Annotated in this window: 20 protein-coding genes and 1 other RNA gene; 10 read left to right on the top strand and 11 right to left on the bottom strand. The window is 60.9% G+C overall.

Features of this window, described 5'->3' with window-relative positions; genetic code table 11:
- Positions 1-57 precede the first annotated feature (57 nt).
- Positions 58-528, bottom strand: a complete 471-nt coding sequence (locus AC1D2Q_RS05000; RefSeq protein ID WP_018927598.1) for an Lrp/AsnC family transcriptional regulator — start codon at positions 526-528, stop codon at positions 58-60.
- A 127-nt stretch (positions 529-655) separates the two neighbouring features.
- Between AC1D2Q_RS05000 and AC1D2Q_RS04995 the strand changes: the two genes are divergently transcribed.
- The 5 genes from AC1D2Q_RS04995 (at position 656) to AC1D2Q_RS04975 (ending at position 4,799) form a co-directional block, all read left to right on the top strand.
- Positions 656-994 (top strand): hypothetical protein, encoded by a 339-nt coding sequence (locus AC1D2Q_RS04995; RefSeq protein WP_477812432.1) that lies wholly within the window; start codon positions 656-658, stop codon positions 992-994.
- A gap of 90 nt (positions 995-1,084) precedes the next feature.
- The gene (tfpB, locus tag AC1D2Q_RS04990; RefSeq protein WP_477812431.1) at positions 1,085-2,869 is read left to right on the top strand and encodes a type IV pilus assembly ATPase TfpB; all 1,785 of its coding nucleotides are present in this window, start codon (positions 1,085-1,087) and stop codon (positions 2,867-2,869) included.
- Between the two features lie 177 nt (positions 2,870-3,046).
- Positions 3,047-3,961: an SPFH domain-containing protein gene (locus tag AC1D2Q_RS04985; RefSeq protein WP_007940374.1), complete on the top strand. Its 915-nt coding sequence runs from the start codon at positions 3,047-3,049 to the stop codon at positions 3,959-3,961.
- Between the two features lie 11 nt (positions 3,962-3,972).
- Complete coding sequence (locus AC1D2Q_RS04980) at positions 3,973-4,410, top strand: NfeD family protein (protein WP_477812430.1); 438 nt, start codon at positions 3,973-3,975, stop codon at positions 4,408-4,410.
- A gap of 68 nt (positions 4,411-4,478) precedes the next feature.
- On the top strand, positions 4,479-4,799 hold the full coding sequence (locus AC1D2Q_RS04975; RefSeq protein ID WP_477812429.1) for a DUF2388 domain-containing protein: 321 nt from the start codon (positions 4,479-4,481) through the stop codon (positions 4,797-4,799).
- Positions 4,800-4,875: 76 nt separating this feature from the next.
- Here AC1D2Q_RS04975 and gcvP read toward each other — a convergent pair whose 3' ends face one another.
- Positions 4,876-7,749, bottom strand: coding sequence for an aminomethyl-transferring glycine dehydrogenase (gcvP, locus tag AC1D2Q_RS04970; RefSeq protein WP_477812428.1), 2,874 nt, complete (start codon positions 7,747-7,749; stop codon positions 4,876-4,878).
- 153 nt (positions 7,750-7,902) lie between these two features.
- Between gcvP and AC1D2Q_RS04965 the strand changes: the two genes are divergently transcribed.
- On the top strand, positions 7,903-9,042 hold the full coding sequence (locus AC1D2Q_RS04965) for a DegT/DnrJ/EryC1/StrS family aminotransferase (protein ID WP_477812427.1): 1,140 nt from the start codon (positions 7,903-7,905) through the stop codon (positions 9,040-9,042).
- Between the two features lie 107 nt (positions 9,043-9,149).
- Here AC1D2Q_RS04965 and gcvH read toward each other — a convergent pair whose 3' ends face one another.
- The 8 genes from gcvH to AC1D2Q_RS04925 all read right to left on the bottom strand — a co-directional run bounded on the left by gcvH (position 9,150) and on the right by AC1D2Q_RS04925 (position 18,195).
- Positions 9,150-9,533, bottom strand: coding sequence for a glycine cleavage system protein GcvH (gcvH, locus tag AC1D2Q_RS04960; protein ID WP_477812426.1), 384 nt, complete (start codon positions 9,531-9,533; stop codon positions 9,150-9,152).
- Between the two features lie 50 nt (positions 9,534-9,583).
- Positions 9,584-10,666 carry a glycine cleavage system aminomethyltransferase GcvT gene (gene gcvT, locus AC1D2Q_RS04955; protein WP_477812425.1) on the bottom strand — a complete coding sequence of 361 codons (1,083 nt, stop codon included), beginning with the start codon at positions 10,664-10,666 and terminating at the stop codon, positions 9,584-9,586.
- 156 nt (positions 10,667-10,822) lie between these two features.
- On the bottom strand, positions 10,823-12,439 hold the full coding sequence (locus AC1D2Q_RS04950) for an ABC transporter permease (RefSeq protein WP_477812424.1): 1,617 nt from the start codon (positions 12,437-12,439) through the stop codon (positions 10,823-10,825).
- Positions 12,440-12,615: 176 nt separating this feature from the next.
- The gene (locus tag AC1D2Q_RS04945; protein ID WP_477812423.1) at positions 12,616-13,620 is read right to left on the bottom strand and encodes an extracellular solute-binding protein; all 1,005 of its coding nucleotides are present in this window, start codon (positions 13,618-13,620) and stop codon (positions 12,616-12,618) included.
- Between the two features lie 141 nt (positions 13,621-13,761).
- Complete coding sequence (locus AC1D2Q_RS04940) at positions 13,762-14,979, bottom strand: 2-octaprenyl-3-methyl-6-methoxy-1,4-benzoquinol hydroxylase (RefSeq protein WP_477812462.1); 1,218 nt, start codon at positions 14,977-14,979, stop codon at positions 13,762-13,764.
- A 115-nt stretch (positions 14,980-15,094) separates the two neighbouring features.
- Entirely contained in the window at positions 15,095-16,282 is a 1,188-nt protein-coding gene (gene ubiH / locus AC1D2Q_RS04935; protein WP_477812422.1) for a 2-octaprenyl-6-methoxyphenyl hydroxylase, read from the bottom strand.
- On the bottom strand, positions 16,279-17,613 hold the full coding sequence (pepP, locus tag AC1D2Q_RS04930; RefSeq protein WP_477812421.1) for a Xaa-Pro aminopeptidase: 1,335 nt from the start codon (positions 17,611-17,613) through the stop codon (positions 16,279-16,281). Before pepP ends, ubiH begins: the two co-directional genes overlap by 4 nt.
- Positions 17,614-17,640: 27 nt before the next feature.
- A complete protein-coding gene (locus AC1D2Q_RS04925) occupies positions 17,641-18,195 on the bottom strand; it encodes a YecA/YgfB family protein (protein ID WP_007940361.1) in 555 nt (184 codons plus the stop codon).
- Between the two features lie 125 nt (positions 18,196-18,320).
- Between AC1D2Q_RS04925 and AC1D2Q_RS04920 the strand changes: the two genes are divergently transcribed.
- The 4 genes from AC1D2Q_RS04920 to AC1D2Q_RS04905 all read left to right on the top strand — a co-directional run bounded on the left by AC1D2Q_RS04920 (position 18,321) and on the right by AC1D2Q_RS04905 (position 19,745).
- Positions 18,321-18,530 (top strand): TIGR02449 family protein, encoded by a 210-nt coding sequence (locus AC1D2Q_RS04920; RefSeq protein ID WP_007940359.1) that lies wholly within the window; start codon positions 18,321-18,323, stop codon positions 18,528-18,530.
- A complete protein-coding gene (locus AC1D2Q_RS04915) occupies positions 18,527-18,844 on the top strand; it encodes a cell division protein ZapA (protein WP_477812420.1) in 318 nt (105 codons plus the stop codon). The genes AC1D2Q_RS04920 and AC1D2Q_RS04915 overlap by 4 nt, the downstream gene beginning before the upstream one ends.
- A 30-nt stretch (positions 18,845-18,874) precedes the next feature.
- A non-coding RNA gene (gene ssrS / locus AC1D2Q_RS04910) (6S RNA) lies at positions 18,875-19,053 on the top strand.
- Between the two features lie 86 nt (positions 19,054-19,139).
- On the top strand, positions 19,140-19,745 hold the full coding sequence (locus AC1D2Q_RS04905) for a 5-formyltetrahydrofolate cyclo-ligase (protein WP_477812419.1): 606 nt from the start codon (positions 19,140-19,142) through the stop codon (positions 19,743-19,745).
- A 35-nt stretch (positions 19,746-19,780) separates the two neighbouring features.
- On the opposite strand, the gene AC1D2Q_RS04900 is transcribed toward AC1D2Q_RS04905, so the two are convergent.
- Positions 19,781-19,930 (bottom strand): hypothetical protein, encoded by a 150-nt coding sequence (locus tag AC1D2Q_RS04900; RefSeq protein ID WP_018927582.1) that lies wholly within the window; start codon positions 19,928-19,930, stop codon positions 19,781-19,783.
- Between the last annotated feature and the right edge of the window lie 165 nt (positions 19,931-20,095).

Below are 20,095 nucleotides of genomic sequence, written 5' to 3'. Positions count from 1 at the left end.
AGCTCCTACAGATGTACGCGTCCCTGTAGGAGCTGCCGAAGGCTGCGATCTTTTGCTTTATCGCAACACCGGCAAACTCGTCGTGGATTTGATTTCCGACAAAGCCACAATCGAGTTGACCTCCTGAATCCCCGGCACCATCGACAGTTTCTCGAAGAAGAAACGCTCATAAGCCTCGATGTCTGCCGTGACGATCCGCAACAAGAAATCCACCGATCCCATCAGCACATAACATTCCAGCACTTCGGGAAAACCGCGAATCGCTTCGGTGAACTCAGTGAAGTTCGAGCGCCCGTGGGCGTTGAGTTTGATCTCGGCGAAGATTTGCGTGTTGAGGCCGATTTTCTTGCGGTCAAGCAACGTCACCTGACCGCGAATGATCCCTTCCTCTTTCATCCGCTGAATCCGCCGCCAGCAGGGCGACTGCGAGAGTCCCACCTGTTCGGCGATCTGCGCGCTGGAGAGCGAAGCGTCCTCTTGCAGCAACGCGAGAATCTTGCGGTCGTAGCCATCCAGCTCGCTATGCATAGAAAAACCTGAAATTAATATGATCTTGAATTGATCGATTCGATAAATCGCCAACAAACCCAATCATAGATAAGAAATACCCCACACCGAATGTAAAAATTCCTCCAATGATTTTTGGAGCCTGACCATGCCGCCCCTCGAAGCCGTGAACACCGCGCCCGCCCGCGCCGATGTCTGGAACGTCAGCAACACCCACTGCCGCGTTCAATACCAACTGCTGGCCGAGGCCGAGCCGGATCTGCTGTGCCGCGCGCTCAATCTGTTCGCCTTGCAGTTTCTGACGCCGCAGCAGGTCAACGTGCAGCGCCTGGACGATCTGCTATCGATCGACATCGTCATGGACGGCCTGAGCTGGCACCGAGCCCAGGTGATCGCGGAAAAACTGCGTAACCTGATCAGCGTCTGCTCGGTGAATCTGCAAGCGGCTGATTCGACGTGGCAGGAGCCGGTTCAGGCAGCTGGCTGAAAAAACCCGACACGTGTTGGTCGGGTAGTGGCCCAACGGTCTGCGGGTGCGCAGCTATCCTTTGCGAACGGTTGTTCATAAGGAGCCCGCATGTCCGTTCAACTTGCCACTCAGGACCGCTGGCTGGACCTTAACGATTTGCTGCGTGAACTGGTCGCCCAGGGCTTTGTCAGCCAGGACTCGGCCGAACACGCACTCAACGCCCGCCGCCGTCACGCCACCAATAGTCAGCAACATCCGCTGGAGTTCATCGCCAGCCAACACCTGGACGACCTCAGCCGTCCCGGCAAACACCTCGATCTGGAAAGCCTGACGCTGTGGCTGTCCCAGCAGGCCGGCCAGCCTTACTTGCGCATCGACCCACTGAAAATCAACGTCGCCGCCATTACGCCGCTGATGTCCTATGCCTTCGCCCAGCGCCACAAGATTCTGGCGGTGGCCATCGACCGCGATGCCGTCACCGTGGCCAGCGCCCAGCCCTTCGTCAGCGGCTGGGAAGCCGATCTGACCCACGTGCTGAAGTTGCCGATCAAGCGCGTGGTGGCCAATCCGGTGGATATCCAGCGCTTCAGCGTGGAGTTTTTCCGCCTGGCCAAATCGGTCAGCGGCGCCACCAACGCCGATCAGCACACAAGCACCTTGGGCAACTTCGAACAGTTGCTCAACCTCGGCGCCAGCGACCAGGAGCCGGACGCCAACGATGCGCACATCGTCAACATCGTCGATTGGCTGTTCCAGTACGCGTTCCAGCAACGGGCCAGCGATATCCACATCGAGCCCCGGCGCGAGCAAGGCACGGTACGTTTTCGCATCGACGGCGTGCTGCACAACGTCTATCAATTCCCGCCGCAAGTGACCATGGCCATCGTCAGCCGCCTGAAAAGCCTGGGGCGGATGAACGTCGCGGAAAAGCGCAAACCCCAGGACGGTCGGGTCAAGACCAAGACCCCGGACGGTGGCGAAGTCGAGTTGCGGTTGTCGACATTACCGACAGCGTTCGGCGAGAAGATGGTCATGCGGATCTTCGACCCGGAAGTGTTGCTCAAGGATTTCGACCAACTGGGCTTCTCCGCCGAGGACCTGCGCCGCTGGCAAGACATGATCCGCCAGCCCAACGGCATCATTCTGGTGACCGGGCCAACCGGTTCGGGCAAGACCACCACGCTGTACACCACCCTCAAGAAACTGGCGACGCCGGAGGTCAACCTCTGCACCATCGAAGACCCGATCGAAATGGTCGAGCCGGCGTTCAATCAGATGCAGGTCCAGCACAACATCGACCTGACCTTTGCCGCCGGCGTACGCGCGCTGATGCGACAAGACCCGGACATCATCATGATTGGCGAGATCCGCGACCTCGAAACCGCCGAGATGGCGATTCAGGCGGCACTCACCGGTCACTTGGTGCTATCGACATTGCACACCAACGATGCCCCCAGCGCCATCAGCCGCCTGCTGGAACTCGGCGTGCCGCATTACCTGATCAAGGCCACGGTGCTCGGGGTCATGGCCCAGCGTCTGGTGCGTACGTTATGCCCCCACTGCAAGGCCCCCTTAACGTTGGGCGAGGACGACTGGCAAACCCTGACCCGGCCCTGGCAAGCGCCACTGCCGACCAACGCCCAGCGCGCCATCGGTTGCCTGGAATGCCGCGAAACCGGCTATCGCGGTCGCGCCGGGGTTTACGAAATCATGCAGCTGACAGATGGCATCAAAGCGCTGATCAACCCCGACACCGATTTGCTGGCGGTCCGCCGTCAGGCGTTCAAGGAAGGCATGCGCAGTTTACGCTTGTCGGGGGCGCAAAAAGTGGCGGCGGGTTTGACCACGATCGAAGAGGTGTTGCGGGTGACGCCGCAGAGTGAACAGAGATAGACAGCCCCTAATGCCTACGCAAAAAGCGCCGGACGCAAAACCTGTGGCGAGGGGGCTTGCCCCCTCGCCACACTGACGGGTATCAGCCATAGTCCCTGCCCCCCTCCAAGTCGCATAGCAAGGCTTTTGCCCTACACTCTGGTCATCGCAACTCAACCAGACTGGACAGGGACCGTTATGAGCATTGCACTGATTCTCTTCGTCGCGCTGGTCGTGGCCATTCTTTTCATGGGCTTCAAAGTGGTGCCCCAAGGGTTTGAATGGACGGTCGAACGCTTCGGCCGTTACACCAACACCCTCAAGCCAGGCCTGAGCATCATCATTCCGGTGATGGACCGCATCGGCCGCAAGATCAACGTGATGGAAAGCGTGCTGGACATTCCGCCCCAGGAAGTCATCACCGCCGACAACGCCACCGTGCAGATCGACGCGGTGTGCTTCTTCCAGGTGGTCAATACTGCCCAGGCCGCCTACGAGGTGAACAACCTCGAACATGCCGTGCGCAATCTGCTGCAAACCAATATCCGCACCGTACTCGGGTCCATGGAGCTGGACGCGATGCTCAGCCAGCGCGACAACATCAACGAAAAACTGCTGCGCACCGTCGACGAGGCCACGGCGCCGTGGGGCATCAAGATCACCCGGATCGAGATCAAGGACATCAGCCCTCCCGCCGACCTGATGGCCGCCATGTCCGGCCAGATGAAAGCCGAGCGGATCAAGCGCGCCCAGATTCTGGAAGCCGAAGGTTTGCGCGCCTCGGCGATCCTCACCGCCGAAGGCAAGAAGCAGGCACAGATTCTCGAAGCCGAGGGCAGTCGTCAGGCGGCGTTCCTCGAAGCCGAGGCCCGGGAACGTCAGGCCCAGGCCGAAGCCCAGGCCACCAAAGTGGTGTCCGAAGCCATCGCCGGCGGTAACGTGCAGGCGGTCAACTATTTCGTCGCACAGAAGTACATCGATGCCTTGGGCAAACTGGCCTCGGCCAACAACAGCAAAGTGATCCTGATGCCGCTCGAAGCCGGTTCGATGATTGGTGCAGTCGGCGGAATCGGCGAAATCGTCAAGGCCACCTTCGACGGCAAGAAAGGCTGAGGTCGCCGCCCATGGAACTGTTCTCGTTCTGGAGCTGGCTGGCCCTGGGTGCGCTGTTGCTGATCCTCGAGGTGTTCGGTGCCGGCGGTTATCTGCTGTGGATCGGCATGGCAGCTGCCGCCGTCGGCGTGCTGACGTTCCTGATAACGGGTTTGCCCTGGGAATGGCAGGTGCTGTTGTTTGCCGTTTTTTCGATCCTCACCGCCCTGTACTGGTGGAGACGTCAGCGCAGTGTGGTGCGGGCCAGCGATCAGCCGAACCTGAACCTGCGGGGGCAAGAGCTGATCGGCAAGGTGTTTGTGGTCACTGAAGCGATTGTCAACGGCCGCGGCAAGATCAAGGTCGCCGACGGCGTGTGGATGGCCCGAGGACCTGATGCCGCGCCTGGCAGCCGTGTTCGGGTGATCGGGCAACAAGGGGCGATTTTACTGGTGGAGCGGGCCGACTAACGTCACGGAACTCGATTGGGTTATTGGCAATCAAAGCCCGCAGTTAAAACCCAGTGGAGTCACCTTTTATGCGTCTCAAACTTGCTGTCGCTACCTTTGCCGTGTTGTCCCTTCAAGTCGGTTCGGCGATGGCTGATGACAGCTTTTTGCGTAACGTCCTTACTTCCGGTGCCACCACCGGTACGTCCTACCTGACCTCCAGGGATCACAAGCTGATCGTCGCCGCCCAGGACGACGCCGGCAGCTTTGTCGCCAGTGACGGCGCCATTCGCGGCCCCTATCTGGAAGCCGCCATGCAGAAAGTCCGCGCAGAAAACCCTGACCTGCAAGCCACGGACATGGAACTGGCGAACGCCATCCTGGCGAAGAATGCCATCGCCTCGAAATAAGGTTCGTTGCTGAACAAAAAATGCCGCTCTAAATGAGCGGCATTTTTTTGCCCCTGATTTGTAGGAGCGAGTGATTTCAGCGGTATTCATCCACCGGCACACACGCGCAAAACAGGTTGCGATCGCCGTAGACATTGTCCACACGGTTCACCACCGGCCAGTATTTATGGGCCTTGGTGTGAACATCCGGCGTCACCGCCTGCTCGATGCTGTACGGCCGCTCCCAGACACCGGTGATGTCGGCCAGGGTATGCGGCGAACGCTTCAGCGGATTGTCCTCGGCCGGCCAGTTGCCGTTCTGCACCTCGTTGATTTCTGCGCGAATGCTCAGCATCGCATCGATAAAACGGTCCAGTTCCGCCTTCGATTCACTCTCGGTCGGTTCAACCATCAACGTCCCCGGCACCGGGAATGACATGGTCGGCGCATGGAAGCCGTAGTCCATCAGCCGTTTGGCAACGTCTTCTTCGCTGATCCCGGTCAGCGCCTTGAGCGGACGCAAGTCGAGGATGCATTCGTGGGCCACTCGCTCGTTGCGCCCGGTGTAGAGCACCGGGAACGCCCCGGACAAATGCTGCGCCAGGTAATTCGCGGCGAGGATCGCCACCTCACTCGCATCCGCCAGTTGCGGCCCCATCATCGCGATGTACATCCAGCTGATCGGCAGAATGCTTGCACTGCCCCAAGGGGCTGCGCTTACCGCACCATTCCCCGGCAGCGGGCCATCGATCGGCACCACCGGGTGATTGGCGACAAACGGCGCCAGGTGCGCCCGGACACCAATCGGGCCCATCCCCGGTCCGCCACCGCCGTGGGGAATACAGAAAGTTTTGTGCAGGTTCATGTGCGACACATCGGCACCGATATCTGCCGGCCGCGCCAACCCGACTTGCGCGTTGAGGTTGGCGCCATCCATGTACACCTGACCGCCATGGCGGTGGATCACTTCACAGATCTCGCTGATGCCTTCCTCGTAGACCCCATGGGTCGAAGGATAAGTCGCCATCAGGCAGGCGAGTTTTTCCCCCGCCTCGATGGCCTTTTCTTTCAAGTCCTCCAGATCGACATTACCCGCCTCGTCGCACTCGACGATCACTACCCGCATCCCGGCCATTTGTGCCGAGGCCGGGTTGGTGCCGTGGGCCGAAGACGGGATCAGGCAGATATCCCGCGCACCCTGATGACGGCTCTCGTGATATTTGCGGATGGCCAGTAGCCCGGCGTACTCGCCCTGGGCGCCCGAGTTGGGTTGCATGCAGATCGCATCGAAACCGGTGATTGCGCAGAGCCAGCGCTCCAGTTCCTCGATCATCAGGGAATACCCCATCACCTGCCCTTTCGGCACGAACGGGTGCAGGTTGGCGAACTGCGGCCAGGTGATCGGGATCATCTCGCTGGTGGCATTGAGCTTCATGGTGCAGGAGCCCAGCGGGATCATCGATTGATTGAGCGCCAGGTCTTTGTTTTCCAGCTGCTTCAAGTAACGCAGCATTTCGGTTTCGCTGTGATGGGCGTTGAACACCGGATGACGCAAATAAGGCGTACTGCGCTGCAATCCTGCAGGAATGCCGGATACCAGGACCTCAGCATCCAGTTCGTCGACGTTGAGCCCATGATCGGCACCTAGAAACACATCGAACAGCTTCGCCACGGTGGTTTCGTCACTGGTTTCGTCAAGACTCAGGCCCAACCGCCCGCGACCGAGAATGCGCAAATTGATCTGCGCCGCCTGGGCACTGTCGATGATCGCGGTCTGAGTGCCACCGACCTCCAGGGTCAGGGTGTCGAAGAAGTGTTGGTTCACACGTGTAACGCCATGGCGTTCCAGGCCGGCGGCGAGGATGCAGGTCAGCCGATGGACGCGCTGGGCAATATTTTTGAGCCCTTCCGGGCCATGGTAGACCGCATAGAAACTGGCGATATTGGCCAGCAGCACCTGGGCGGTGCAGATGTTCGAGTTGGCCTTCTCCCGGCGAATGTGTTGCTCGCGGGTTTGCAGGGCCATGCGCAGGGCGACATTGCCGCGCGCATCTTTCGACACGCCGATGATCCGCCCGGGAATCGCCCGTTTGTATTCGTCGCGGCTGGCAAAAAACGCCGCGTGCGGGCCGCCGTAGCCCATGGGCACGCCGAAACGCTGGGACGAACCGAATACCACGTCGGCGCCCAACTCTCCCGGCGGAGTCAGCAACAACAGGCTGAGCAGGTCGGTGGCGACGCAGGCCAAGGCTTGCTGGGCATGCAGATGATCGATCAGCGGGCGAAGATCGCGCACGTCGCCATGGGTGTCGGGATATTGCAGCAGTGCGCCGAACACCTGGTGCTGCTTCAAGTTATCCACAGCGTCGATGATCAGGTCGAAACCGAACCCTTCGGCCCGGGTCTGCACCACGGAAATCGTCTGCGGGTGGCAGTTTTCGTCGACGAAGAACAGATTGCTTCTGGACTTGGCGACACGCTTGGCCAGCGCCATGGCCTCGGCCGCCGCCGTGGCTTCATCCAGCAGCGAGGCGTTGGCCAGTTCCAGGCCGGTCAGGTCGATGGTCAGCTGTTGGAAATTCAGCAGCGCTTCGAGTCGGCCTTGGGCAATCTCCGGTTGGTAAGGCGTGTAAGCGGTGTACCAACCGGGATTTTCCAGCACGTTGCGCAGGATGACGGCCGGCGTGAGGGTGCCGTGATACCCCATGCCGATCAGGCTGGTCCAGACCTGGTTCTGTTCGGCGTAGCCGCGCAGTTTGGCTAGTGCGGCTACCTCATCGAGGGCGGGCGGCAGGTCCAGCGGTCGATTGAGGCGGATTCCCGGCGGCACCGTCTGCTCGATCAACTCGACGCGGCTGCCAAGACCGAGGCTGTCGAGCATCGCCTGCTGCTCGGCGGCATCGGGCCCGAGGTGGCGGCGCAGGAAGGTATTGGGGTCGCGTAACTGGCTCAAGGACGGCAACTGGGACATGACGGGCTCTCTCATGACTGGCGCTCAGCGTCGATGCAACTCGGTCAAACCAGCATAGCAGTCGATACCGGCACGGATGGCGTGGCGCTGTCGGTCATTCCGGATCATTATGCTCGGCGCCTACAAACGTTCGCTGATCGGGTATCCACATTTATGAGCCAACTGTCTTTCCTGCCCTTCTCCAAACCCACCATCGATGAAGCCACGATTGCCGCTGTCGGCGATGTGCTGCGCTCGGGCTGGATTACCAGCGGCCCCAAGGTGCAGGCTTTTGAAGCGCAACTCTCGGAATATTTCGGCGGGCGCCCGGTGCGTACGTTCAATTCCGGCACCTGCACCATGGAGATCGCATTGCGAATTGCCGGCGTCGGACCGGGTGATGAAGTGATCACCACGCCGATTTCCTGGGTGGCCACCGCGAACGTGATTCTGGAAGTTGGCGCTACGCCAGTGTTTGCCGACATCGACCCCGTCACCCGCAATATCGACCTGACGCAGCTTGAAGCGGCGATTACCCCGCGCACCAAAGCCATCATCCCGGTGTTTCTCGCAGGACTGCCCGTGGACATGACGCGCCTTTACGCGATTGCAAAAAAGCATGGTTTGCGAGTGGTGGAAGATGCGGCCCAGGCATTGGGTTCGAGCTGGAACGGCCAGCGAATCGGTGCGACTGGCGATTTCGTGTCCTTCAGTTTCCAGGCGAACAAGAACGTCACCTGTTCAGAGGGCGGTTGCCTGGTACTGAACAATGCCGAGGAAGCGCGGCTGGCGGAAAAGTACCGCTTGCAGGGCGTCACCCGCAGCGGTTTCGATGGGCTGGACGTTGATGTGCTGGGCGGCAAGTTCAACATGACTGACGTCGCGGCAGCCATTGGCCTGGGGCAATTTGCCCACATCGAAGCGATCACCGCTCATCGTCGTGAGCTGGCCAAACATTACTTCGCCTGCTTTGGCGAGGACTTCGAAGCGCAATACGGGGCTCAACTGCCGCCGGCGGATTTCGAGAACAGCAATTGGCATTTGTTCCAACTGGTGCTCCCGGAACGCCAGGATGGCAAACCGGCACGGGCTACTTTCATGGAGCAGATGCAGGCACTGGGAGTGGGTATCGGCTATCACTACCCGCCGATTCACCTGCTGAGTCTTTACCGCGAACGCGGGTTCAAGGAAGGCATGTTCCCGGTCGCCGAGCGGGTCGGACGACTGATCGTCTCGCTGCCGATGTTTACGGCCATGGATAAAGCGGATGTCGAGCGTTCGGTGGCCGCTGTGAAAGCCGTTTTGCAGCCTTGATTCGACCTTGATACGGCCTTTGTAGGAGCTGCCGAAGGCTGCGATCTTTTGATTTTAAAAACAAGATCAAAGGATCGCAGCCTGCGGCAGCTCCTACGGGGCGAGCATTACTCGCCGATGGCGGCCTTGTAGGCCATCGGGTCGAGCAGCTTGTCCAGCTCAGAGGTATCGCTTGGCTCGAGTTTGAAGAACCAGCTGTCATAAGGCGCGCTGTTGACCAGTTCCGGGCTGTTGGCCAACTCTTCGTTGATGGCAATGACGGTACCGGAGACTGGCGAGTAGATATCCGACGCGGCCTTGACCGACTCGACGACACCCGCTGCCTCTCCGGCAGCGAACACTTTGCCGATTTCCGGCAGCTCGACGAACACTACATCACCCAAGGCTTCCTGAGCATGGTCTGAAATACCCACTTTCACGCCGCCATCATGGTCTAGACGGGCCCATTCGTGACTTTCGGCAAAACGCAGGTCGACAGGGATTTCGCTCATGTTCTGTGTCCTCAAGAAAAATGTCAGCGGTCATTGCCCGCCAGAAAAAGTTAGATCAAGGTTTTGCCGTGACGCACGAAGGTCGGTTTGACCACTCGAACCGGGTACCACTTGCCACGGATTTCCACTTCAGCGCGGTCGGCGGTGGCCACCGGCACCCGCGCCAGTGCAATCGACTTGCTAAGCGTAGGAGAGAAACTACCACTGGTGATCTCCCCTTCGCCAACATCGGCGATGCGAACCACCTGATGCGCTCGCAAAACGCCACGCTCTTCAAGGACCAGACCGACCAGTTTGTGTTGTACGCCATTGGCCTGTTCGGCTTCCAGGGCCGTGCGACCGATGAACTGGCGCGAGGCCGGTTCCCAGGCAATGCTCCAGGCCATGTTGGAGGCCAACGGTGAAACATCTTGATGGATGTCCTGACCGTACAGGTTCATCCCGGCTTCGACCCGCAAGGTATCGCGCGCGCCAAGGCCGATCGGGGAAATGCCCGCGCCCACCAGATCGTTGAAGAAGCCCGGCGCCTGATCGGCCGGCAGCACGATTTCCAGACCGTCCTCACCGGTGTAACCGGTGCGCGCGATGAACCAGTCACCGTCGGCCTGACCTTCGAAAGGTTTGAGTTGCTGGATCAGCGTGCCGCGGGACTGAGTCACCAGTTCGGCAATCTTGTGCCGGGCGTGAGGCCCTTGAATGGCCAGCATTGCCAGCTCGGAACGCTCGTTGAGCTGCACATCGAAGTCGCCGAGATGGGCCTGCATCCAGGCCAGGTCCTGGTTACGGGTGGAAGCGTTGACCACCAGCCGATAGCCGTCATCGAGGCGATAGACGATCATGTCATCGACGATACCACCGTGCTCGTTGAGCATGGCGCTGTACAAGGCACGGCCGGGGCTGTGCAGACGTTCGACGTCATTGGCCAGCAAATATTGCAGCCAGGTCTTGGCCTGGGGGCCGTCGACATCGATCACGGTCATGTGGGATACATCGAAAACCCCGCAATCGCGGCGCACCTGATGGTGTTCCTCGACCTGCGAGCCGTAATGCAGAGGCATATCCCAACCGCCAAAATCGACCATCTTCGCGCCGAGGGCGAGATGAAGGTCATACAGAGGCGTGCGCTGTCCCATGGGTTTCTCCTTCCGGGCGTGGCGAAGGTGCGGACAGCCGCTGTATGGGGTGAAATGCCTTGAAATAAGGGCTTTCAGCCGATTTCAGCAACCCGGTCTGAAAGACGGACCGCACCGAATGCCGCGCATTGTAGCCGCATGGTGTAGGACTGACACCTAGGTGTTTCGATGCGCCGATCTTCTGATTAATCCGATGACCGGCAACAGCCCGACCAGAACCAGGGTCAGTGCCGGCAACGAGGCCCTGGCCCACTCGCCCTCGCTGGTCATTTCAAAGATCCGTACTGCCAGAGTGTCCCAGCCGAACGGGCGCATCAGCAGGGTCGCGGGCATTTCCTTGAGTACGTCGACAAACACCAGCAACGCAGCGCTCAACGTGCCCGGAAGCAGCAGCGGCAGATACACTTTGAAAAACAGTCGTGGCCCACTGACGCCAAGGCTACGTGCTGCTTCGGGCAAAGAGGGCCGTATTCGCGCCAGGCTGCTTTCCAGCGGCCCGTAAGCCACGGCGATGAATCGCACCAGATAGGCCAGCAACAACGCCGACAGGCTGCCCAGCAGTAGCGGTTTGCCCGCGCCGCCAAGCCAGCCCGACAGCGGAATTACCAGTTCGCGATCCAGATAACTGAACGCCAGCATGATCGACACCGCCAATACCGAGCCCGGCAGTGCATAGCCGAGGTTGGCCAGACTGATGCCGGAACGGATCACCCGGGTCGGTGCCAATCGACGGGCAAACGCCAGCAGCAGCGCGACGCTGACAGTAATCAACGCCGCCATGCCGCCCAGGTACAGGGTGTGCACGATCAACCCGGCATAACGTTCGTCCAGATCGAAGCGCCCGCGTTGCCAGAACCACACCAGCAGTTGCAGCACGGGAATGACGAAGGCGCAGGCGAACACCAGACCACACCAGCTCATTGCTGCCAGCGCCTTGACCCCATGCAGGTGATACAGCGCCTTGACCCGCGGCCGTTCGTTGCCCGCCCGGTTGGCTCCCCGAGCCCGGCGCTCGCCATATAACACCACCATCACCACTAACAGCAGCAGGCTGGCCAGTTGCGCGGCGGTGGGGAGACTGAAAAAGCCGTACCAGGTCTTGTAGATAGCGGTAGTAAACGTATCGAAGTTGAACACCGACACCGCACCGAAATCCGCCAGGGTTTCCATCAGCGCCAACGCCACCCCCGCGCCGATCGCCGGACGTGCCATGGGCAACGCCACTCGCCAGAACGCCTGCCACGGGGATTGCCCAAGGACTCGCGCCGCTTCCATCAGGCCTTTGCCCTGAGCCAGAAATGCAGTGCGCGCCAACAGGTAAACGTAGGGATAGAAAACCAGCACCAGCACCAGAATCACGCCGCCGGTGGAACGCACTCGCGGCAGCCTCAGGCCACTGCCGAACCATTCGCGCAACAGGGTTTGCACCGGGCCGGCAAAATCCAGCAGGCCGACGAAGACGAAGGCCAGCACGTAGGCAGGAATCGCGAACGGCAGCATCAACGCCCAGTCCAGCCACCGCCGCCCCGGGAACTCACAGAGGCTGGTGAGCCAAGCCAGGCTGACGCCCAACAGCGTTACGCCGATGCCAACGCCAACGACCAGCGTGAGGGTATTGCCCAGCAGCCGCGGCATTTGCGTGTCCCACAGGTGGGACCAGATCTGCTGATCGATGGTTTGCCAGGAAAGAAGCAGGACGCTCAGGGGCAGCAGGACCAACGCAGCGATGGCGAAGACCAGGGGATACCAGCGGCGTTGGGCGGGGTGGGCCAAGGACAGTTCTCGTTTAAATGATTGTGCCCACGCTCTGCGTGGGCACACATCTTGTGACGCTCTGCGTCACGCCTCGACGCAGAGCGTCGGTGGATGCATTCCCACGCAGAGCGTTGGAACGATCAGGCCGGCAGGGACGCCGCCACTTCATTCGGTGGCGCAGTATATCGACAGACTCAGTTCCAGCCGACCCGATCCATCATCCGAATCGCTTCAGCCTGACGCTTGCCGGCGATTTCCACTGGCAAGGTATCGGCCACGAACTTGCCCCAGCTCGCGACTTCAGCCGAAGGCTGAACGGCAGGGTTGGCCGGGAACTCCTGGTTCACGTCAGCGAAAATCTTCTGCGCTTCAGGCGTGGTCATCCACTCCACCAGCGCCTTGGCGGCTTCCGGGTGCGGTGCATGTTTGGTCAGGCCGATACCCGACAGGTTGACGTGCACGCCACGGTCGCCCTGATTCGGCCAGAACAGTTTCACCGGCAGGTCCGGCTTCTGCTTGTGCAGACGGCCATAGTAGTAAGTGTTGACGATGCCGACGTCGCACTGACCGGCATTGATCGCTTCCAGCACGGCGATGTCGTCGGAGAACACGTCGGTGGACAGGTTATTGACCCAGCCTTTGAGGATCTTCTCGGTTTTCTCGGCGCCATGGACTTCGATCATGGTGGCGGTGAGGGACTGGTTGTAGACCTTCTTCGCCGTGCGCAGGCACAGGCGGCCTTCCCACTGTTTGTCGGCCAGCGCCTCGTAGGTGCTCAGCTCACCGGGTTTCACCCGGTCGGTGGAGTAGGCGATGGTCCGCGCCCGCAGGCTCAGGCCGGTCCAGGCATGGGAGGATGCGCGGTATTGCAGCGGGATGTTGGCGTCGATCACCTTGGAGGTGAACGGCTGGAGGATGCCCATCTGCTCGGCCTGCCAAAGGTTGCCGGCATCGACGGTCAGCAGCAGGTCGGCAGTGGCGTTTTCGCCCTCGGCCTTGATCCGCTGCATCAACGGCGCTTCCTTGTCGGTGATGAACTTCACCTGTACGCCGGTTTTCCGGGTGTAGGCATCGAAGACCGGTTTGATCAGCTCATCGATACGCGAGGAGTAAACCACCACCTCGTCGGCAGCCTGGGCGGCGGTGCTGCCCATCAGGGTCAGGGCCAGTGCGGTCAGTAGACGCTTGGGTGCCAACATGGAAACGATCTCTCGAGTGGGGAACGTGAGGCCAAATGATAAGGACTCACATTTCGCTTCTCAATCGAACAGTGGGCGGAGGAGTTACCAGATGTTGCACAATCAAATGAATGACAATGTGGTGAGGGGGCCGTGCCCCCTTCAGGCCTTGGCCAACGCCGGCAGATCCCCGATCAACCCAAGCGCTTCGCGCACGAACAACGCCTTGGCCTCGGGCATCTGGTCGACCATCTTCAATCCGGTATTGCGCAACCAGCGCACCGGCAACGGATCGGCCTGGAACAGCCGTTCGAACCCTTCCATCGCCGCCATCAACGCCAGGTTGTGGGGCATGCGCCGACGCTCGTAGCGACTGAGCACTTTCACATCCGCCAACCGCTCACCGCGCGCGGCCGCTTGCAGCAGCACTTCGGCCAATACCGCGGCATCGAGGAAACCGAGGTTCACGCCCTGCCCGGCCAGCGGATGGATGGTGTGGGCCGCGTCGCCGATCAGCGCCAGACCTTCTGCCACGTAACGCTTGGCATGACGCTGACGCAGCGGCACGCAAAGACGCGGGTCGGCGCTGAGCACCGTGCCGAGGCAGCCTTCAAAGGCCCGCTCCAGCTCCTTGCAGAAGCCTTCGTCGTCCAGCGCCATCAGGCGTTCGGCTTCGCTCGGCGTGGTCGACCAGACGATCGAGCACCAATCCTGCTGGCCGTCCCGCTCCAGCGGCAGAAACGCCAGCGGGCCGTTGTCGGTGAAACGCTGCCACGCGGTCATTTGATGCGGTTTGGAACAGCGCACACTGGTGACGATCGCGTGGTGCATGTAATCCCATTCGCGGGTCGCAACGCCGGTCAGGCGCCGCACCGCCGAGTTGGCGCCATCCGCCGCGATCACCAACGGTGCCCGCAAGGTGCGGCCATCGGCCAGGGTCAGCAGCCAGTCGTCACCGGAACGGCGCATCTGCTCCAGGCGCGCATTGGCCAGCATCCCGAGGTCGCAGTCGTGCAGCCGGTCAAGCAAGGCGTCCTGAACCACACGGTTCTCGACGATATGCCCAAGCACGTCGGCATGTACGCTGGTCGCCGAGAAATGGATTTTCCCAGTGCCGCTGCCGTCCCAGACGTGCATGTCGGTGTAGGGGCTGCTGCGCCGGTTGGCGATGCCGTCCCACACACCCAGGCGTTCGAGTATTCGCTGGCTGGCCGCCGACAGGGCACTCACCCGCGGCTCGAACGGCGCCTGGCCATCGAAGGGTTTGACGCTCAAAGGGCTGCCGTCCAGCAGCAGGACTTCAAGCCCGCTGTTTTGTAACGCCAGCGCCAGGGCACTGCCGACCATTCCGGCCCCGACAATCAGCAGATCTGCGCGCATTTCCATGCTTTAGGCCTGTCTCGCTTGCGGCTTGAGCCGCAGGTAAAGGGTTCTCTCGACGCGCGTCACCGAAGTGCTCGCGTCGTCATGAATATTGATGTGCAGGTGCGCCCGCTTAAACATCGGGACGCGTACCCAGGCCCATGGCCTGCCGGGCGAACCAGCGCTTGGCCGGCGGCAGCAGATCGAGACCGAGCAGGCCGATGTTGCGCCCCAGGGAAACCAGCGGCTGGGTGCTGCCGAACAACCGGGTGACCTGATCGGAGAAGCCCACGGTCAGGTTCTGGTCCAGACGCTGGCGCTCGCGATAAGCCTGCAAGGTCGCGAAGTCGCCGAGCGCGGTCTCGCTGCTCAATACGGTGTCGGCCAAAGCCTGGGCATCGCGCAGGGACAGGTTGAAGCCTTGTCCGGCAATCGGGTGCAGGCTGTGCGCGGCGTTGCCGAGGATCGCCAGATGCGGGCGGACTTGCTCCTCGGCTTCGATCAGCGACAGCGGATACAAATTGCGGGCGCCAACCTGTTTCAGCGTGCCGAGGCGATAGCCGAACACGCCCTGCAACTCGTTGAGAAAGCTGCGGTCATCAAGGGCCGCCAACCGTTGCGCGTCCATGCCCAGACGGGTCCAGACCAGGGCGCAGCGGTTTTCCGGCAGCGGCAACAAAGCCATTGGGCCATCGTCGGTAAAGCGCTCGAAGGCCATGCCATTGTGCGCTTCGCTCGGGGTGATGTTGGCGATCAGCGCGCTCTGGTTGTACGGGCGCTTCTTGATGCCGATCCCCAGCTGTTCACGCAGGCCCGAACGGCCGCCATCGGCCAACACCGCGAGGTCGCATTCCACCAGGGTTTCATCGTTGAGCGTCAAGCGATAGCCGTCGGTCAGCGGCTCCATGGCGGTGACTTCCGCCGGGCAACGCCAACTGATCACGTCCTTGTCCAGACTGTGCCAGAGGCATTGGCCGAGCCAGGCGTTTTCCACCACATAACCCAGTGCCGGAACCCCCTCTTCCATCGCCGACAACCGCGCCGTGGAAAAACGCCCACGGTCGGAGACATGAATCTGCTTGATCGGCTCAGCGCGGCGGGAGATTTCCTGCCACACGCCCAGCCGTTGATAAATCTGCCGGGCGCCGAACGACAACGCCGAAGAGCGAGCGTCATAGCTCGGTTGGTACGTATCGCCGGGGGCAAAGGGTTCGATCAGCACGATCTTCCAGCCACGGGCCTTGGCCCCGGCCTGCAACGCCAACGCAAGGCTGGCGCCAACCAGGCCACCGCCGATGATTGCCAGATTGACTCGACTCATGCCGCTTGTGTCCGTGCGGCGGCCATCAAGGCCTCGATCTCGGCGACCGTTTTCGGCACGCCGCTCGTCAGGATTTCACAACCGGTTTTGGTGACCACCACGTCGTCCTCGATGCGCACGCCAATGCCGCGCCATTTCTTCGCTACGTTCTGGTTGTCCGGGGCAATGTAGATGCCCGGCTCGACCGTCAGCGCCATGCCGACTTCCAGCACGCGCCATTCGCCGCCGACCTTGTATTCGCCGACATCATGCACATCCATGCCCAGCCAGTGGCCGGCGCGGTGCATATAAAACGCCTTGTAGGCTTCGCTGGCGATCAGTTCATCGACCTCGCCCTGCAACAGGCCCAACTTCACAAGGCCCGTGGTAATGACGCGAACCGTGGCTTCGTGCGCCTGATTCCAGTGTTTGTTCGGTGCGATTTCGGCAAACGCCGCTTCCTGGGAAGCCAGCACCAGCTCGTAGATCGCCTTCTGTTCCGGTGAATACTTGCCGTTGACCGGCCAGGTGCGGGTGATGTCGCTGGCATAGCAGTCGATCTCGCAACCGGCGTCGATCAGCACCAGATCGCCGTCCTTGAGCACCGCGTCATTCTGCTGGTAATGCAGGATGCAGCTGTTGCGCCCGGCGGCGACGATCGAACCATAGGCCGGCATCTTCGCCCCGCCCTTGCGGAATTCGTAATCGAGCTCGGCTTCGAGACTGAACTCATGCAAACCGGCACGGCTGGCCTGCATCGCCCGGATATGCGCCCGGGCGGAAATCCGCGCGGCTTCGCGCATCACCTTCACTTCTGCCGCCGATTTATACAGGCGCATGTCATGCAGCAGATGATCCAGGGCAACGAATTCGTTCGGCGGCTGGGCACCGAGATTCGCCTTGGAGCGGATCACGTTGATCCAGTCCATCAGGTGCCGATCGAATTCCGGATTGCTGCCCATGGCCGAATACACCCGGTCGCGGCCTTCGATCAGGCCCGGCAGGATGTCGTCGATGTCGGTGATGGGGAAAGCGTCGTCGGCGCCGAAGTCGCGGATCGCGCCTTCCTGACCGGCGCGCAGGCCGTCCCACAGCTCGCGCTCGGCATTGCGCTCACGGCAGAACAGGATGTACTCGCCATGTTCGCGACCGGGAATCAAAACGATAACCGCCTGAGGCTCGGGAAAGCCGCTGAGGTACTGGAAGTCGCTGTCCTGACGGTAAACGTGCTCGACGTCACGGTTGCGAATGGCAACCGCGGCGGCGGGCAGAATGGCGATGCTGTTGGGTTCCATCTGCGCCATCAAGGCCTTGCGGCGACGGCTGTATTCCGATTTCGGGATATGAATCATGGGCAGATGGCTTTTCCTGGCTCGCGATTAATGCAACGACGGTTTGGCGGCTGCTTCGTCGGTTTTCTTGGTTTCAGTGAACAGCAGCAACGGTGCGACGCGCAGGTACTCCATGACTTCCATGTAGTCGCTTTCGCCGTCGTCGGACTCTTCCAGGGCGTCTTGCACCTGAGAAATGGCGGCCAGATCCTGCAGCACTTCAGTCGCTTCAGCGCTGAGGGCATATTCGCGACGGGTCAGGCCGAAGCCAGTGAGGAAGCCCTGGCACCACTGGCCCAGCGCGGCCGCGCGCTCGGTGAGCGGCGCGTCGTCGCTCGGCAGCAGCAGAACAACGGTCATGTCGTCGCTGGTAAGCTCGCCCTTGACCATCTCTTGCAGGCCGATCAAGGCGTTGCGAACGTTGTCTTGCGGCTCGCCTTCGAGCAGCTCGGCGGCGTCTGCCAGCCAGCTGTCGGCATCGAAACCGGCACCGGCGCAGCTACGGCCGAGCAGCAGGCCGTGCAACTCGGCAGGCGAGACGGGATGGCCGCTGGTACTCAGCAGGGTGGCGAAGGCTTGGTACGGAGAATTCTGAATGGGCATGGGTAGCTAGGCGCCAGACGGCGCTATGTCTAGAATGAAGGCCTTGTATCCTACATCGACAGACTCGCCAAGACTATTAAAGGCTGTCCGCCAGCTACCTCCCATCAGACGAACACGTGGACACAATGGAAGACACCGACCTGCAAGCGCTGATGGCCAGACTCGAGCTGCTGATTACCCGAGTCGAGCAACTAAAGAGTCAAAACGCACTCTTACTAGCTCAAGAAAAGACCTGGCGCGAGGAACGCGCGCACCTCATTGAAAAAAATGAAATCGCCCGGCGTAAGGTCGAATCGATGATTTCGCGCCTCAAGGCCCTGGAGCAAGACTCATGAGTTCAAGCAATAGCGTTACCGTGCAGATCCTCGACAAAGAATATTCGATCATCTGCCCCCAGGAAGAGCGCAGCAACTTGATCAGCGCCGCCCGCTACCTGGACGGCAAGATGCGCGAAATCCGCAGCAGCGGCAAAGTCATCGGCGCCGACCGCATTGCCGTGATGGCCGCGCTGAACATCACGCACGATCTTCTGCACAAGGAAGATCGCCCGGATGTGCAGGTCAGCGGTTCGACCCGAGAACAGGTTCGCGACCTGCTGGACCGCGTCGACCTGGCGCTGTCGACCGATCCGGATGTCACCAAGGGCTGATTCGCCAGGCCGCTTGAGTTATACTCGCATCACTCCCTGGGGTGCTTGCCAGTTGACCACGTCCCTGAGCCGATTCGCACTACCCTGGAGGTTGCACGTTGGGCTGGTGTGCATGTCCGCTAGACGGAAAGCCTTAAAGCCTACTGCATCTTCCACCTTGAACTTTCGGGTTCAAGGGCTAAGTCAGCAGCGGTTCATCCGGGGAGCCTGATTTCAATCCGATGCCGGTTTTCATACCGGCATCGGCATGTTTACGGGTACGCTTTTAGTACTCGCACTTCTGAAGCCTGAATCCATGACCGAACCTGCGCTGCTGCCCCGACCGCAACTTCGACGCATGCTGCGCAAGGCCCGCCGCGCACTGACCCCCTGTCAGCAACGCGAAGCCGCTCGCGGGCTGTATAAGCAATTGGCCCAGCACCCACTGTTTCGCCGCGCAAAACACATCGCCCTGTACCTGCCCACCGACGGTGAAATCGACCCGCGCCTGCTGATGCGTGCCGCGCAACGTCGGGGCAAGGCGACGTACCTGCCGGTACTCAGCGCCTGGCCGCGAACCAAAATGGTGTTCCAGCGGATTCGTCCCGGAGAAAAGCTCAAACCCAACCGTTTCCGCATTCCCGAACCACGGCACAACCTCGCCCGGCAACGCAAGGTCTGGGCGCTGGATCTGGTGTTGTTGCCGCTGGTGGGGTTTGACGATGTCGGCGGACGCCTGGGGATGGGCGGTGGCTTCTACGACCGAAGCCTGGCGTACCTGGCGCGCCGCAAAAACTGGCGCAAGCCGACACTGCTGGGCCTGGCCCATGAATGTCAGAAGGTTCAACGATTGGCTCAGGCGAGCTGGGATGTACCGTTGCAGGGCACGGTCACTGACAAGGCGTGGTATTTCGCGGGCTAGACGCCACTGATATCAGCGGCGTCCAGGCGACAGGTTCAGCGCTTGAACGCCGACGGCTGTTGCTGCGCGATCTCGACGGGAGCATCGGGTTTGTTGTTCCACAGGCTTTGGGCATAGCCGGTGGTCACGACACCAAGGCCGAATAGAATAACCAAAATCCATAGTAAATCCGGTTTGCGTTTCATCGACTGCCCCCCAAAGGCACATCAACACGATGACAGCAGCGGTTTCCGTTGTAGGTGTAGGCCGTGCAGCAGCGTCAAGCTAAGAAGGCCGGCATTTTGCGACAACGTGAACCGACACGCAAACGCTGGCGTCAACCGACTGTCGGTTTGTCATAAAATTGCCTG

The organism is Pseudomonas sp. P1_A1, assembly GCF_056406935.1.
Note: the sequence above shows the minus strand (reverse complement) of the source record. Positions and strands in the feature narration are given on the sequence as shown.